The following is a 12,702-nucleotide window of genomic DNA, read 5'->3' on the forward strand; positions in this document are numbered from 1 at the left end:
ACCATTCTAGCGTTTTCCCATAGGGCGTCCCCATGGCCCGCTGTCCCAACTCCACATATGAAACACCTGTCACCATGGTCTGACCCATAGGGTGGTAACCTTGTGTCGGCAAGCTCTGATACAGGGCCATCCCTTTGAGATAAACACGGCAAAGTGGTTTGTTATCGAAACAAAGGCATTACTAACCAAAGCGGACCTTTGACTAGAAAGGTTTAACCGCAGTTTTTCCTACCTAGCGGTCATCATTCGCATGCAAACGGCTATATGGCTGACAGCGTCGCATTGACCTGACGTGTTTCTATCCATGCGCATCTGCATCTTTGGCATGTGGAGCGTTAATTTTTGGTATGTGTGGTCGCTTTTATGACTGCCGCGAGAAGTTGCGAGCGTTGGACCGGTTTCATTAGTCGAATATCTTCGGGCCTTAATCCGTTTCCGTGGACTGTTGCCTCGCTTGCATAACCAGACATGAACAGGACTGGTAGGTGTGGCCACCGTTCTCGTAACGCCTTGGCGAGATCCGTTCCCTGTAGAGTCCCGGGCATGACGATATCAGTCAGCAATAAATCAAAAGAGGGATTTGCCTCGAAAGCTGCAAAAGCTGCGTCACCAGATGACGTCGCCATAACATGATACTCTGCACGTTCAAGAATAGTGATCAGCGTGGCGCGTACGGCATCTTCGTCTTCCGCAATCAGTATTTTTTTGCCGCCCCCAAACGCTTTTGTGTCATCCATCAACGGCGTGGCGGACTGTTTCGGGTTTGTTTTTGAAATTGGAAAATACAGCTTGAATGTCGTCCCTTCGCCAATCTCGGTATAAACTTGAATAGTGCCAGACGATTGCCTCATGAATCCGATGGTCATGGACAATCCTAGGCCTGATCCCAAACCTGGTGGCTTCGTCGTGAAAAAGGGATTGAAAATTTGGTCAATAACATCATTTGAGATACCCGAGCCATTATCGCTGACGGCTAGCATAACATAACGCCCTGGTGTCAACTCTTCGTGCCGCACGTCGATATAGGTCTCGTCGATCTGAATGTTCGCAGTCTCGATCGTTAGTTTTCCATGCCCATTCATTGCGTCGCGGGCATTCAAAGCCAAATTGAGCAAGGCGCTTTCTAGCGATGCACGGTCCACCTCGATTTGCCACAGCCCAGCAAGAAGCGACGTTTCAATTTCGACACTTGCTGGAATCGCGCGGGCCATCCAGTTTTTGGCTTCGCGTACGACGTTGTTGAGATCGAGAACCACAGGTTGGAGCGGAGCCTGACGCGCAAATGCCAACATATTTTTGGTTAGATCTGCCCCTCGTAAGGTAGCCGAAATCGCTGCATCTATCATTTTTTCTTGCGCGGGGGGATCTTGATTATCGCGAAGCAGTTCCAGATTACCAAGGATCACAGCCAGCAAATTGTTAAAGTCATGAGCAACGCCCCCCGTCAGTTGACCGATGCTTTCGTTCTTTTGCGCCCTGCGTGATATTTCCCGTTCCTCTTCAACGCGTTGTTGATACTGAACTTCGCGTGTCGCATCTAAAAGGATCGCTTTAACAAGTGTCTTGTCGTCTTCAATTGCGAAGTTCCCATGAAAATCCAACCAACGAATTCCCCCGTCTCGTGACGTAATCTTGTAGCGGTATTGCAGCGGGGATTTTGTCTCTTTCGCTTTTTTGATGGTTTTAAGAAAATGCCCAAGATCCTTGGGGTCGTGCATTTGGACGAGCAAATTTTGGTCGGCAAGAAGCTCTTTATCGGTGTAGCCCCAAATGTCCACGCATTTTGGACTGATGTAGAGGAGATTGGGCTTGTCCCAGTGCGTCACATCCCAGTCAACAAATGCGCCGGGCAAATTTTCAGCAATCGATACGAGACGTTCTTGAGTATTCCGAACTTGATTTTCTGCGTTGCGGATGTCTGTCAGGTCAGAATTAATACCAGTCAAACGCTTGACGTTGCCAGCGTCATCTAACTCCACTGTCCATGTCGTGCGGATAAACTGATATGTTCCATCTTTCCGAATTGCGCGAACGTCTGACTTGCCGCGAAGCTGTCCTGCCGTCCATGCGTCTTGCATCTCTTTGCGGACGCGCTTCAAATCATCCGGGTGGAACAATGGCTCTAAGTCCGAATACGGAATGATGCCGGGTTCTCGGTTTAGCCCCAGCATCGTCATCATTCCTGCATCATAATAGGGGCCGGGGTCACCGGCTTCTTGAACGAACAAGCCGACACCGGACGCGCGTATTGCCAGATCCAGCCTGTTCGCAACTTCCGCAGTTTGATTGGTATGGTTTGCCGAGCGCACTGCGAATTTAATGATCTGCCAAGTGATGAGTATCGATAGGGACCCGCTGGCAATAAAGCCCAACGCGGTCGGGATGAGGGTTATATATGGATTGGGGGTTTCAATCACACTGGCAAGAAATAAGTAGGGGGGGATGTGTATCAGTGAAAACCCGATAACCAGATAGGCAATCGCTGACTTTTGTACATCGGGCCATTTTTGCAAGGGGCATAGATAGCTGGCAGCAAGCCCGACAGCAGGAATACCAAGGTTCATGAAGATACCTAAAATCGGGAGTGGCCCGCCATGCCAAGCCCTGAAAGCGGCCCCCATGAGCCCGGTTATTAAAGCGCCGATTGGACCACCAAGGTAGCCCGCAAAGATGAGTGGTCCAGATCTGGCATCAATAGGTGTCGGGAATGGTGCCACCAATATGTTCGACATTCCGAGTGCTACAACCGAAATCCCGAAAAACACACCCAAAAATACCTGTTGTAAGCGGCGTCGGTTTTTCAGTCGGACACTGGTGAGTGCCACGTAAACGAGCACACCAGCCAGTAACAACGACGTAAAGCTTTGCAATAAGAACGTGAACACGGCTTCTCTTTATTTATCGTGCCAAACCAAATTGGCTTTAACACTTATGAAGGCCCTACGGTTGTGAAGCACCAAAGCGCTGTAATTAAAGCCGACTTCAAATCATTCGAAGATAGCACTTTTAATAGTTACAAAATAACAGGTTGCGTTCAACTTATATATTTTTATGGGTAATGCGAGAGCGCGTGAAATTTCGTTGAACGCCCGCGTTTGCTGCTAAATGGCCTGTGCGCAGGTGTCCCACTTGCAGTCCCTAGTGTTGCTATTCGCCACCTTCTTCATAGCGAGCATCGCTCGAAAAGGATCGGACTTAAAGTGGGTCAAAACCACGTATGATATGAGATATTCCCTTCCGCAAGGTTAGCGTGAAAGGTGGCTATGAACATCGCAGGCAGTTCTATAACGTCATTTAGATGAAATATTTAGCATTTAGAGCACTTCATAATCCGCTCCAAGAGATATCCTAGTATAACACAAAGATACCGCACATAATAAAAGGTGATCCTAAAACAAATGGGCAGGGTACCTACAAAAGTTCTGAACGCGTTTTTGTTTTTTAGTAAATGGTAAAGATCACAATGAATATCTGGAGCTTGCCCTCGCTGCCCTCAATGTCATTACGCGCCAAAGTGATTAGCTTGGTCTGTGTCACAGTTTTTATCTCGACAGCCAGCATCAGCACGTTTTTCTATCACCGGACGGTCAAGAATACATTAGATACTGCGGTTGAGAGTCTGACCGGAGAAACCCATTTGTTGGCTCTGCGGTTCAAAGATGCCTATGGCCAAATGGAAAGTGATCTTTTGCTGGCGTCCAGTTCTCCGTCGATTCAGGCTATTACAACCCAGCAGAACCTAGATCAAAGTTCGCCTGAAGGTCGCAGTCTCACGCAGAAACAAAAGGACCGTCTTGCGGATTTGTTTACCTCGTTGATGGTGGTGCGCCCACAATACACTCAAATACGTTTCATTGGTTTGCCCGACAACGGACGAGAGTTGGTTCGCACCAATAGAACGCCAATGGGGATTATTCAGGCCCCCGATCAAGGGTTGCAACAAAAAGGTGAGGAACCTTACTTTCAAATTATCGCTGCCCATATGATGCTGAGCCATCTCGATGAGACTAAATCGGGTCATGCGATCACATTTTCTGATGTCACTTATAATAGAGAAAACGGAAAAATCGTTATCCCGAAAGTGGCCACAATTCGTGCAATCCTGCCTGTGTACACGAAAGGTCACAAACTTTTTGGCATGTTGGTTCTGAACGCGGATTACGAAAAACTTTTGTCCCAAGCCTTTGAAGATATCATTCAGGACAACAGCGTTTATGTGATCAACAATGCTGGTGATTATTTGGAATATAAAGCGGGTGGGACAATTTCGAATTTGGAATTCCATGACCACTACAGCGTTCCGCCGCCATTAGCGGTTGATCTGGTGCAGACAGAAAATGTGATCGAGAAATCCATCATCGGAGACGCTTTTATTTCCTATTTCGTGCGGGTGGGGGTGAGTGAAGAGAACTCAGACGCCGCGATCACTGTTATGGTGCAATCCCCCCGCGCTAAACTTTTAACGCGGGCAAACATTGTTCGCCGTGACAGCATCTATTTGATGGGCCTCTTTCTCGCGCTGTCGATCCTTTTGGCCTACATCGCATCGCGCATGATCACGGAACCTCTCAGAGAGCTAACAGAAAAAATCATCTATTCCAAAGACGGTGCCGCGCCGCTCAATCTTCCGACGACAGCCAAAGGCGAGATCGGAAAGCTGGCGAAAGCGTTTCAGGAACTGACGGACAGTCATGTCGCAAGCGAAAACAAATTGCGGTCCATTATTTCGAATATCGGCGAAGGTATCATTATCATTGATGAAGTGGGGGAAATCGAAGGGTTCAACCCAGCCTGCACACGCATTTTCGGCTATAGCGAAGACGAAGCGCTGGGTCAAAATGTAATACTGCTTATGGAAAATAAAAACCCTGACGTTCATGCTGATTTTTTGAAACGCTACACGTCAAAAAGCGACCGAACAATCGATCGGGTTGGGCGTGAAGAGATCGGCAGACGCAAATCAGGCGAGACCTTTTCAATTGAGCTGACCGTGACAGAACTCTACATTGAGGATCGTCGGGTGTTCGTTGGCATCGTGCGCGACATCACAGAACGCCAGATCGCCGAAAAAGCCAAAACGGAATTTATTGCCGTTGTTAGTCACGAGTTGCGCACGCCACTTACCTCCATCAAAGGCGCCCTTAGCCTGATGGCCTCGGGTGCGATCGATCCCCTGTCCGAGGGTTTGCAAAAAACTGTAAACATCGCCTTGCGCAACAGTGATCGGCTGGCGCGATTGATCAACGATATTCTGGATATCGAAAAAATCACAAACGGAAGTATGAAAATAAATCATGTCCCCGTGGACTTGGCGCAGCTCGTACAGGAATCCATCGAAGCCAATAAAGCCTATGCTATGGACCGAGGCGTGCAGCTTAAGTGTCGGGGTGTCGACACGCCCGTTATGATGATGGGGGATGCAAACCGTTTGATGCAGGTTCTGACCAATCTTATTTCAAATGGCGCAAAGTTCTCACAAACGGGTGGGGTGGTCGTCGTCGATCTCAGCAAGCTTGAAGATGGTAAAGTCGCGCGGATTTCCGTGATAGATGATGGCATTGGCATCCCGGACCACGCATTGGCTACAATTTTCGATAAATTCACTCAGGTGGATCCCTCAAACGAACACAGCAAAGAAGGCTCCGGCTTGGGGTTAGGCATTGCTAAAAAGTTGGTTGAGCTTCATGGCGGAAAAATTGATATCAAGACGAAAGAAGGCATAGGAACAACGGTCTACGTCGATTTCAGCACGATAGATTAAACCATTTTTGGCGTCGTTTTATAGGTTCTATCGCAGATACAGATGCGGTCACAAATGCCATAATAAAAACAGCTATGTTTCTTTGGCCAAAATTCTTTTGCGAAAGACCTGAATACCCGCACCAAGCAGCGCTGGGTCGCCTTTGACAAGGCTTGGAACAAGCAGTGGCGCGGGGGCTGTACGCCCAAATCTGTCGGGTCTGCGCGGGGCGCAACGTTCAAGCAACTTTTTTTGCAAAACACGGGGGGCCTCGCCACCGAAAACGATTTTTTCGGGGTCAAGAATAGCGGTCAAGGAACGCACAATCAGATCAAGTTGTGGCATGACCTCTTCCAACCATTCTGACAGTCCTGGCAAATTGCGGCGGACGGCGTCATCAAGTTGAGCAATCTCTTGAATGTCATTTCCATGAGTTTGCAGAGCACGAATTAAACCTTCAAGACGTGGGCGGTTTAACTCAATTTCTGCTGAGTAAATCGTGCCGATCTCTCCCGCGTTGCCGTTGGCTCCAAAAATCGGGTTGCCTTCGTGCACAATACCTCCGCCGAAACCATGGTTGAATGACAAATATCCGAACGTCGCAGTGGTCACGCCATGCCCGACCCAAGACTCGGCTATGGCACCCAAGGTCGCATTGTTTTCAGCGAAAACATGCGGGCCGAAAATAGGTGTGAACAATGGCGTGACAGGTAAATCGACCCAGTTTGATAGCGGGGGCGGTGTCATGAACGCACCGTCTCGACTAAGTCGAAATCCGTGCATCGACACGCCGACGCCGGCAAAACGATTTGCATCCAAATCAAGGGACGCCCCCTGTTTTAGCGCCTCAGCATGGCTGGCTTTTACGACCTCGTTCGGATCATCTGGGTCAACATCAAGCGTTGCACTTGCAAGAACCGCGCCACAAAAATCAATCGTCGCCACAATCACACTGTCGGTGTTGATTGAAATACAGGTGGCATGTGCGCCGCGCCCGTTGAGCGAAACGCCAGGGCTTGGCTTGCCCCGTCCATCTGCGATTGGATCATGGGCGATCAACAGTTCTCGCGCGACAAGATCAGCTGTGATCCGGTGAATGCTTTGTTGGGACAAGACCGTGTGTTTGGCGATATCAGCGCGTGCCACTTGTGGATGCCGCCGAGCGATTTCAACGATTTCGGCTGCGCTGCGCGACAAAGGAAAAGACATCGATATGGGTTTCCAGTCTTGGTGTTCGATACTGCCGTATAACACGGTGATTTACAGGCTGAGGTAAAAATATGCACTAAATTTATATTGTCATGAAGTTATTACTTTTCGCGAGTAATAAGCCCATAATGCTTATGGGGATGACTTCATGTCTAAAATTATCGTGCAAGACCTTACGATGCAATTCGATCAATTTGTTGCGGTCAATAAGGTCTCCTTTGAGGTGCAACAGGGTGAATTTGTTACTCTTTTGGGGCCATCAGGATGTGGCAAGACAACCCTTTTAAAAATGATCTCGGGGTTTTTGACGCCTACACAGGGGCGTATCCATATTGGCGGCAAGGATGTGACGCGCACCCCACCTGAAGATCGCGATACAGCGTTGTGTTTTCAATCTTATGCATTGTTTCCGCATATGACCGTGCGTGGCAATCTTGAGTTTGGCTTGCGTCAACAGCGTACTCCGGCGGGGGACCGTAAGGCACGGGTTTCCCAAATCGCAGTGCAGTTGTCGCTTGAGCAGCAGTTGGGAAAGTTGCCCAATGCTTTGTCGGGTGGCCAACAGCAACGTGTCGCATTGGGGCGCGCTTTGTCGATGCAGCCCGGTGTGATTTTGTTTGATGAACCTTTGTCGAATTTGGATGCCAAGCTGCGTGATCAAGTTCGATTTGAAATCAAACGCATCCAGCATGAAAACGCGCTGACGGCCGTTTATGTCACCCATGATCAGTCTGAAGCCTTGGCATTATCAGACCGCGTCATTGTCATGCGTGATGGTCAGATTGAACAAATCGCAACGCCTGAAGACCTATATCACACGCCCGCCACAAGCTTTGTCGCCGACTTTATTGGCAACGCCAATGTGATGCCGGCTGAAGTGATTGGCGAGGCCGATGGGGGAGGCTGGATTTTGGACAGCAAAATTGGCCAACTGATCAGCCGCGATCCAAGAGACCCTCAAGCCAAGAAAATCAACATCGCGTGGCGGCCGGAATTGGCGCATGTCACGCCTGAGGGGCCGCTTTCTGGCACAGTTGTGTCGCGTGCATTTCAGGGAAATTTCACGGACCTACATGTTGTGACACAGGGCCAATCCTATCGCCTACAAGTTCCACACTCCGATGTATCGGTTGGCGACGAGGTGGCCTTTGGCCTTGATGCTAAAGACGTTCTGATGCTGGAGCCAAGCAGATGACTTGGCGTCGTTGCGCCACAGTTCTGCTGTTGTTGATGCCGGGATTGGGGTTGATCGTCTCGTTGATTGGCATGGTCGTCTATGTCGCGATCGCGCAGTCTTTCGGGTTGTATAATCTCAATGGCGACAGCGTGTTCACGGTGGCTCATTGGGCCGAGATGTTGGACCGCAAACTTTACACCCGCGCTGTGACATACTCGATTTATATCGGCGTTTGGTCGGCCATTCTTGCGGTTGCTTTTGCCTATCCGCTGGCGATTTGGCTGCGTAAACCGTTTCGTGGGTCGATCATCATTGGCGCGATTTTAAAGGCTCCGTTACTTGTGCAGGGGCTCGTCGCGGCGTTTTTGTTCATCAACGTGATCTCATATCATGGCATCTTTAACCAATTGATGCAGGCCATTGGTCTGTGGGATGAACCTCGCCGGCTGCAAAATGATCGGGGCGCCATCGGGGTGCTGTTTTTGCAGACGTGGAAGAACATGCCCTTTGCATTGCTGTTGTTGACGGGCGCTGTTCAAGCCATTCCAGACGATGTGCTGGATGCCGCGCGCGATATGGGGGCAGGCACCTTTGCCCGTTTTCGCAAAATCATCGCACCGCTGAGCCTTTCTGCCATGCAAGCCGCATTGGTGATCATCTTTATCGGGGCCGTTGCTGACTTTAGTTTTCAGGTCATCGCAGGGCCGACAAACCGTCAGTCGTTGGCTCAGCTGATGGTTTTTGTACGCCAAACCAGTTGGCATGAGGCGGCGGTTGTCGGGGTGACTTTGATGGTCATCGCCCTTGCAGGATCGCTGCTTTTGGCGATCGCTGCACGATTGATCTTAAAGGGGCCATTCAGCCGATGACACAAGCAAAAATAAACTCTTTTCTGATGGGTGTGCTGCTGGCGATTTGTACAATCTGGCTTTTGGTTCCCTTTACGATGGCCATCTTGTGGTCGCTGGTCGATCCTGCGCAACCTTGGACGCCGGACCATCTTTTGCCGCCACAGATGTCAACGTATCGCTGGACGAATATGTGGGAAAATTCCGCATTGAAACCAGCGCTTTTGAACTCTTATACGTTGGCACCAATCACTGCGATTGTGACGTTATTATTGGCGATGCCGACGTCATATTGCCTTGCGCGGGTTCCCTTTCCGGGGCGTGAAGTGGCAAAGCTTTTGGTGTTGTTGCCATTGGTTGTGCCGGGGTTTGTTACGGCCATTTTCTTTACGGCGATCCTGTTTCAACTGGGACTGACACAATCGCGGTTTCTCGCGATCCTGATCGCGCATTGTGTCTTGTTTTTGCCCTATGCAATTCGCACTCTGACTGTAGGTTTTGAACAAGTCCGCCAAGATCATATCGATGCAGCGCGCGACCTTGGCGCATCGCCGATCGCACGCTTTCGGGCCGCGTATCTGCCAGCCTTGCGGCCCAGTATTTTCGCAAGCCTGCTCATCGTGTTCATCCAGTCCATCGAAGAGTTCGCGATCGCTTTTATCGTCGGGTCTCCTGACTTTACCACGGTCCCAACGTTGCTTTTTTCCCGCCTTGGTCAGGATTTCATCCGACCGGATGCGGCTGTGCTGTCTCTCATTCTGGTCGTCCCGAACGTCATCTTGATGCTGTTCCTTGAGGCGCTTTTGAAATCTGCCAATCCCACTCTGTCATCGGGCAAAGGCTGATCTGAATACTGAAATTTCTATCAACCCGTCAAAGGACTAAATCAATGAAAACGCTGCTAACGTCTGTCACTGCTTTCGCTCTAAGCGCTGGTATAGCTTGGGCCGATAGCCCTGCTACCGACATGTCCAACATGAGCTGGGACGACATTGTCGCCCAAGCTCAAGATGAAGGTCAGGTCACTTGGTATGTTTGGTACTTCCAAGATCGGTTCCGCCCTGTTGTTGAGGCCTTTGAAGCTGAATACGGGATTGATGTGATCATTCCCGAAGGCACAGGCCAAGGGAACTCTGACAAAATGCTTGCCGAAAAAGGTCGCGAGACAGGTGATATTGATGTGCTTGCATGGGGTTTGAACGATTTTGACACCATCGACGTGACTGCATTGTTCCAACCTCTCAACATGTTGCCAGAAGATGATGGTCGCGTGGGTGAATTGCTTGGCGTTGACGGTAAAGGTCACGTGCTTGCGTACTGGGGCAACCAAACAGGCATCGCCTATGATCCTGCACATGTGGCACAAGTGGATCTTCCCCAAACAGTCGAAGACATCGCTGCGTTTTGGGGTGAACATCCTGGCAAGTTCGGGTTCAACTATGAAAAAGGTGGCTCTGGCCCATCCTTTTTTCAAAACATCATCCGCGCAAGCACAGGTATCGATCTCATGGATGGCGAAGTGTCTGACGAACGCCTTGCCGTCGCCGAGGCGGGCTTTGATGTCTTTACGGCACAAGCTGACGATTATGTCGTGACAGCCTCAAACGTGGACAGCATCACACGCCTGTCAGACGGCGAATTGTGGATGGTCCCCGCATGGGAAGACCACCTTGCAGGCTTGCAAAACAGCGGCGAAGTGCGCGCTGACATCAAATTTTACATCCCAGAATTCGGCATGTATGGTGGGGCCAATGGGGTTGCTGTGCCTATGAATGCACCGCATCCAGCGGCTGCTGCCGTGTTCATCAACTGGCTGACATCTGCTGACACTCAGACGTTGTTCAACCAAACATTCGGCACAGCACCGATGCATGCCAAAGCCGATGACAGTGCCGCTTTGGTTTCGAATGCGCAGCGCGCCAACCAAACTCCATGGGGAAATCAACCGTTCCGTGGTGCTTTGGAAAAAGCATTTATCGAACAGGTTATTCTCGAACGCTAAACCCAACATTCAAATGCGGGCCAGTGATGCATCATTGGCCCGTTTCATTCCTCAAATGAGATAGAAAATCATGCTTCCACTTCGCGCCTTTTTAAAAGATCAATCTTGGCCTTGCGCCATTGTGGCCCATCGTGGGGCATGGCATCACGCGCCTGAAAATTCCGCTCTGGCGATTACACAGGCCGCTGAACGTGGGTATGAATTCGTTGAATTGGATGTGCAGCAAAGCTGGGATGGCACACTGTTTTGTCTGCACGATCGTACGCTAGACCGGATGACCAACACGTCTGGTGCTGCCGCGCCGCGCCTTTGGCACGATCTTAAAGGCTTGCGATTGAAGCAGGGCATGGGGGCAGACGCAGCGTTGACAGATGAGCATATTGTCAGCTTTGCAGAGGCTTTGGCCGCTGCGAAAGACCGTGTTTATCTTGATCTTGATATGAAGTTTTCAGACCAAGTGGCCCCGATTGTGGCAGCCGTGAAAGCGGCAGGCATGGCGGAGCAAGTGAACCTAAAGCGCGAAGTGAATTGCCGCGCCGACTATGACAGTTTGCACGCGTTGGAGCAGTCCACGGGTTTGATCGTCAAACCGATTTTACATGTTGATCAATCGTCAGTTTCCCAGATTTGTGATCTTATTTCCCATGCACATTTCCCGATGATCGAAGTGCTGTACAGTGATTTTGAAACACTTTTAAAGGTGGCTGCTGTGTGTAAAGCGGTTGGGACAGAGGTGTTCGTCAACACGCTTGATCCCGTTCCGTTTTGCCCCAAAAAAGATACAAAAGCCTTAACTGACCCTGATGCAGTTTGGGGAGATTTGACACGGGCGCATATTCGTTTGATACAAACCGATGAACCCGCTGCCTTGTCCACATTTTTAAAGTCTGCATCATGATCTCACTCACCAAGACAGATATAAAAGCGATTGATACGCTCATGCGTGAGGTCTCTGAAACTGAAATCATGCCTTTTTTCGGTAAGCTCAGTGACGATATGATTTCGCAAAAATCGTCTGCGACGGATTTGGTCACTCTGGCGGATCAACAGGCCGAGCGGGCATTGATCAATGGGCTTCAACGTATCTTTCCACAGGCTGATGTCTTTGGCGAAGAAACTGTTGCAGCTGACCCCGTACGTTTGGATCACCTCGCGACAACCGATCTGTCGATTGTCATTGATCCGATTGATGGCACTTGGAATTATGCGCATGGGATTGCGGTTTTCGGCGTCATCATCGCGGTCATTAGCCATGGCAAAACCATCGCGGGGCTGATCCTCGATCCGATCAGTGGTGAAACCATCCATGCGATTGAAGGCGAGGGGGCGTTTGTGACCAATGCCGCTGGCAAAACCGCGCCATTGCGCCAGCCTGCACACCCCGCAGAAACCGATCTAAACCTGATCATCGCAAAAGAATTCATTGGCGCACATGACTTGCCCGCAATCATCGCACCCTTTTCACGGGTCACATCCCTTGGTTGTTCTGCCCATGAATACCGCTTGCTGTGCAAAGGCTTGTACCACGGCGCGATTTGTCATGGCTTGTTGCCTTGGGATCATGCGGCTGGAGAATTGATCTACCGTGAAACAGGCGGCCAAACGTGGGTGCGAGAGATCGGCACCTATACGCCCGATATGACCAAAGGCAAATTGCTACTGGCCGCAAATCCCGCAGTCATGACCTTGCTTAAACGCTAACTCATTTTAACCGCGTTTCATTTTC

The 12,702-nt window shown here is 50.1% G+C and carries 9 protein-coding genes; 7 read left to right on the top strand and 2 right to left on the bottom strand.

The features are described from left to right. Positions 1 to 335: 335 nt before the first annotated feature. Entirely contained in the window at positions 336 to 2,852 is a 2,517-nt protein-coding gene (locus BM025_RS07865; RefSeq protein WP_170842154.1) for a PAS domain-containing protein, read from the bottom strand. A gap of 611 nt (positions 2,853 to 3,463) precedes the next feature. On the opposite strand from BM025_RS07865, the gene BM025_RS07870 reads away from it, so the two are divergent. Continuing rightward, a complete protein-coding gene (locus tag BM025_RS07870) occupies positions 3,464 to 5,761 on the top strand; it encodes an ATP-binding protein (RefSeq protein WP_170842155.1) in 2,298 nt (765 codons plus the stop codon). Between the two features lie 72 nt (positions 5,762 to 5,833). On the opposite strand, the gene BM025_RS07875 is transcribed toward BM025_RS07870, so the two are convergent. Then, the gene (locus BM025_RS07875; RefSeq protein ID WP_085849413.1) at positions 5,834 to 6,949 is read right to left on the bottom strand and encodes an ROK family transcriptional regulator; all 1,116 of its coding nucleotides are present in this window, start codon (positions 6,947 to 6,949) and stop codon (positions 5,834 to 5,836) included. A gap of 148 nt (positions 6,950 to 7,097) precedes the next feature. Between BM025_RS07875 and BM025_RS07880 the strand changes: the two genes are divergently transcribed. The 6 genes from BM025_RS07880 (at position 7,098) to BM025_RS07905 (ending at position 12,677) form a co-directional block, all read left to right on the top strand. Then, positions 7,098 to 8,144 (top strand): ABC transporter ATP-binding protein, encoded by a 1,047-nt coding sequence (locus BM025_RS07880; RefSeq protein WP_085849412.1) that lies wholly within the window; start codon positions 7,098 to 7,100, stop codon positions 8,142 to 8,144. Further along, complete coding sequence (locus tag BM025_RS07885; protein ID WP_085849411.1) at positions 8,141 to 8,995, top strand: ABC transporter permease; 855 nt, start codon at positions 8,141 to 8,143, stop codon at positions 8,993 to 8,995. Before BM025_RS07880 ends, BM025_RS07885 begins: the two co-directional genes overlap by 4 nt. Beyond that, complete coding sequence (locus BM025_RS07890) at positions 8,992 to 9,819, top strand: ABC transporter permease (RefSeq protein WP_085849410.1); 828 nt, start codon at positions 8,992 to 8,994, stop codon at positions 9,817 to 9,819. Before BM025_RS07885 ends, BM025_RS07890 begins: the two co-directional genes overlap by 4 nt. Positions 9,820 to 9,863: 44 nt before the next feature. Continuing rightward, the gene (locus BM025_RS07895) at positions 9,864 to 10,976 is read left to right on the top strand and encodes an extracellular solute-binding protein (protein ID WP_085849409.1); all 1,113 of its coding nucleotides are present in this window, start codon (positions 9,864 to 9,866) and stop codon (positions 10,974 to 10,976) included. Positions 10,977 to 11,046: 70 nt separating this feature from the next. Further along, complete coding sequence (locus BM025_RS07900) at positions 11,047 to 11,874, top strand: glycerophosphodiester phosphodiesterase family protein (RefSeq protein WP_085849408.1); 828 nt, start codon at positions 11,047 to 11,049, stop codon at positions 11,872 to 11,874. Next, on the top strand, positions 11,871 to 12,677 hold the full coding sequence (locus tag BM025_RS07905) for an inositol monophosphatase family protein (RefSeq protein WP_085849407.1): 807 nt from the start codon (positions 11,871 to 11,873) through the stop codon (positions 12,675 to 12,677). The genes BM025_RS07900 and BM025_RS07905 overlap by 4 nt, the downstream gene beginning before the upstream one ends. Positions 12,678 to 12,702: the final 25 nt, after the last annotated feature.

The sequence above is a fragment of the Pacificibacter marinus genome (assembly GCF_900109555.1).
Lineage (GTDB): Bacteria > Pseudomonadota > Alphaproteobacteria > Rhodobacterales > Rhodobacteraceae > Celeribacter > Celeribacter marinus_C.

What these genes read in the sequence shown, in the direction of transcription:
- BM025_RS07870 (WP_170842155.1), top strand. Translation starts at nt 3,464, where the DNA reads ATGAATATCTGGAGCTTGCCCTCGCTGCCCTCAATGTCATTACGCGCC.
- BM025_RS07875 (WP_085849413.1), bottom strand. Translation starts at nt 6,949, where the DNA reads ATGTCTTTTCCTTTGTCGCGCAGCGCAGCCGAAATCGTTGAAATCGCT.
- BM025_RS07880 (WP_085849412.1), top strand. Translation starts at nt 7,098, where the DNA reads ATGTCTAAAATTATCGTGCAAGACCTTACGATGCAATTCGATCAATTT.
- BM025_RS07885 (WP_085849411.1), top strand. Translation starts at nt 8,141, where the DNA reads ATGACTTGGCGTCGTTGCGCCACAGTTCTGCTGTTGTTGATGCCGGGA.
- BM025_RS07890 (WP_085849410.1), top strand. Translation starts at nt 8,992, where the DNA reads ATGACACAAGCAAAAATAAACTCTTTTCTGATGGGTGTGCTGCTGGCG.
- BM025_RS07895 (WP_085849409.1), top strand. Translation starts at nt 9,864, where the DNA reads ATGAAAACGCTGCTAACGTCTGTCACTGCTTTCGCTCTAAGCGCTGGT.
- BM025_RS07900 (WP_085849408.1), top strand. Translation starts at nt 11,047, where the DNA reads ATGCTTCCACTTCGCGCCTTTTTAAAAGATCAATCTTGGCCTTGCGCC.
- BM025_RS07905 (WP_085849407.1), top strand. Translation starts at nt 11,871, where the DNA reads ATGATCTCACTCACCAAGACAGATATAAAAGCGATTGATACGCTCATG.